The following is a 3129-nucleotide window of genomic DNA, read 5'->3' as shown; positions in this document are numbered from 1 at the left end:
GCTTAAACATTGCTAACGCTTATATCAGTGCTGCTATTTAATTAAAATGCGACATCCCAACAACGGGGTGGCGCATTTTTGTTTGCAATGCGGTGACAAATAGGCCGGAAACAAAATAAGTGAGTGATAACTCATTTTAATGTTGACAAACCGAGATGTACTGATTATACTAAGGCCATTAAGTGAGTGAGTATACACTCGTTTTGAGAAAGAGGGTTATTAAAATGGCAACGGATTATGTCATCGCCAAGCAGGTCAGCAAGCACTTTGGTCATCAGCAAGTGCTCAATCAGATTGATTTGACACTGCCGGCTGGAATGATTTATGGCTTGATTGGGCCATCAGGAGCTGGGAAGACCACCTTGATCAAGAGTATTTTAGGGATGGAAGCTGTGGATAGTGGCACTGTTAAAGTCATGGATACGGTGATGCCCAATAGGGCGGTAATGGCACAAGTAGGGTATATGGCCCAAAGTGACGCTTTGTATGAGACACTAACGGCCCGTGAAAACCTGACCTTGTTTGGGCAATTGATGAGCGTTCCAAAAATAAAGTTAGCACAAATGATTGATTATGCAGCCGGATTAGTTGATTTAACGTCCCAATTAGACAAGCGGGTCAGTGGCTATTCGGGTGGGATGAAACGGCGCTTGTCGTTGGCAATTGCCCTGATTCAGGATCCCCAATTATTGATTTTAGATGAACCGACCGTTGGGATTGATCCAGAATTACGGCAACAAATTTGGACCGAACTAAATAAGCTCAAGGATACCGGTAAGTCGATGCTCGTGACAACGCATGTCATGGACGAAGCAGAACGGTGTGATTATCTCATGTTGATTCGGCACGGGATTGCGCTTGCTGAGGGGACACCCGCGGCACTGAAACAACAGTATGCAGTAGATACGATCGAACAGGTCTTTTTGAAAGCGGGGCGGATGCAAGATGCGAACGATGGCAATCGTTAGACGAGTTTTTAAGCAAATGTTACGTGATAAGCGTACCTTGGCGCTGATGTTTTTGGCACCATTGCTGATTATGACGCTGATGTATTTCTTATTTCAAAACAACACGACGCAATTAGCAAGCTTGGGTGTTCATCATGTAGACCAATCCGTGGTTAACGTGATCGATACCAAAAACGTGACGATTCATCATTATGATAGTTCACAGGCACGGAAAATGATTAAGCAGCATGATCTAGATGGCTATTTGACTCAGAAAAATGGTCAATTGACGATTACTTATTCAAATAGCAATCCAACCAACACGTCTTTAATTAAGGCGAGTTTACAATCAGGATTAGTCAAGTTGAAAATGAAGACGCTGGTGACCGTTACTAAGAAACAGCGCGCGGCCCTTGAATCGCAACAAGCCGCTTTGAAGAAGCTGACAGCAGCCCAGACACAAGCAACGGTGACCAAGCTGAAGACTGCCATTGCACAAGCCCAGGCCCGCGGTGACCAGGCAACTGCTGAGAAATTACAAAAGCAACTCAAGCAAGCCACAGCCACGACGTCTAGTTCGACTCAGTCAGCTAAAGCAACTAGTTATACGACTAAGTCTCATTATATTTATGGTAGTAGTGATTCAACGTTCTTTGAAAGCTTTTTGCCAGCCTTTCTCGGTTTCTTTGTCTTCTTCTTTGTGTTCTTGATTTCTGGCGTTTCACTTTTGAATGAACGCACTACTGGAACCCTAAGCCGGCTACTTGCAACCCCAATTCGACGGAGTGAAATTATTATGGGCTATCTAATTGGTTATGGGGGCTTTGCCATCATTCAGACTGTCCTGACCGTTGTTTTTACAATTACGGTCTTCAAGATTCACTTAGTTGGTAGTATTTGGCTGGTCTTTCTGACTAACTTATTATTAGCGTTAGTGGCTTTGACCTTGGGTATCTTTATTTCCACCTTTGCTAACTCAGAATTTCAAATGATTCAGTTTATTCCACTGATTGTTGTACCACAAATCTTTTTTGCTGGGTTGGTTCCAGTCGATGGCATGGCCAGTTGGTTGCAAGCAATTGCCCACATCATGCCGTTATACTATGGTGCTAATGCGTTGACGGCTGTTGTGACAAAGGGTGCTGGGCTTGGCGATATTGGTGTCAATTTGTTAATATTAGTAGGGTTTATGGTCGTACTAACAATGTTGAATATTGTTGGAATGAAACGTTATCGGAAGGTGTGAGGATATGGAACGACCACGGATACGGGATTATTTTCAACAGGATCTAAGTCAGAATGAAACGATTACACCTAAGCAACGGGCCATCCTCCAGGCAAGTCTCGATTTGTTTGCTGAAAAGGGTTTTGACCAGACCAGTACTAGTGATATTGCACAACGGGCCGGCGTTGCGGAGGGGACGGTCTATCGGCGGTATAAGACTAAGGCTGCCTTACGGGATGCCATCTTAGCACCAATTACCGCGCACATTGTGCCAATCTTAGCGAGTGATTTTTCAGAGGATAAATTACGGCAGCGTTATCCCAGTCTACAGGCATTCGTCACAGCAATTTTTACGGACCGAGTTGCATTTGCTAAAGCTAACGTGAAAGAGTTAAAGGTCATTTTTGAAATGGTAGCTTTTGACACCGAACGACGCGAACAGATTCTTAGCCAGATTGCGCCTAAGATGGTCAAGCAGATGGGAAGTGTCATAAATCAACTAAAAGCAGATCATTTGATTGTGGATTGGCCGAATGATTTGATACTGCAAAGTTTGTTATCGCAGCTATTCGGTTACCTAGCGCAGTTAATGCTGGAATTGCCGGGAACTGAAATTGAGCGCGAACAAGCGTATTTGATTACGGTGATGACCAAAATATTGACCCCGGGTGAACATGATCAAATTACTGGTCAGTGAGCTAACTGTTACTTGATATAAACTAAAGCCACTTCTGTACTTAGCGGTCATTTGAACGCTAAGTACAGAAGTGGCTTTGGTCGTTGCTACGCGTGTTCGTTTGTTAATCTGCTAGTATCGTCATTTTATTCAACAAACTAGTTTGTAACTGGCTGAGTGTGGTCGTCATGTAGACCGGGTAAAGATCTGGGTTGACGAGCCGCTGGGTTGTTCGTGGGAGCTCGGCAAGTTTAGCCTGGGTCGTTGCCTGAATGGTTGTA

At 44.1% G+C, this 3129-nt stretch carries 3 protein-coding genes and 1 pseudogene; 3 read left to right on the top strand and 1 reads right to left on the bottom strand.

What is annotated here, in order from left to right:
• The first annotated feature begins 224 nt into the window (after positions 1-224).
• Genes KGF70_RS16635 through KGF70_RS16625 form a run of 3 tightly spaced genes read left to right on the top strand, consistent with a single transcriptional unit; the run spans position 225 to position 2869 of the window.
• On the top strand, positions 225-968 hold the full coding sequence (locus KGF70_RS16635) for an ABC transporter ATP-binding protein (RefSeq protein ID WP_003581836.1): 744 nt from the start codon (positions 225-227) through the stop codon (positions 966-968).
• Positions 946-2193, top strand: coding sequence for an ABC transporter permease (locus KGF70_RS16630; protein WP_027822874.1), 1248 nt, complete (start codon positions 946-948; stop codon positions 2191-2193). The genes KGF70_RS16635 and KGF70_RS16630 overlap by 23 nt, the downstream gene beginning before the upstream one ends.
• Before the next feature lie 4 nt (positions 2194-2197).
• Positions 2198-2869: a TetR/AcrR family transcriptional regulator gene (locus KGF70_RS16625; RefSeq protein ID WP_025025373.1), complete on the top strand. Its 672-nt coding sequence runs from the start codon at positions 2198-2200 to the stop codon at positions 2867-2869.
• Positions 2870-2972: 103 nt separating this feature from the next.
• Here KGF70_RS16625 and KGF70_RS16620 read toward each other — a convergent pair.
• Positions 2973-3129: pseudogene (locus tag KGF70_RS16620) on the bottom strand (nicotinate phosphoribosyltransferase); the annotation flags it as partial.

The sequence above is a fragment of the Lactiplantibacillus sp. 7.2.4 genome, from assembly GCF_018991185.1.
Lineage (GTDB): Bacteria > Bacillota > Bacilli > Lactobacillales > Lactobacillaceae > Lactiplantibacillus > Lactiplantibacillus pentosus.
Note: the sequence above shows the minus strand (reverse complement) of the source record. Positions and strands in the feature narration are given on the sequence as shown.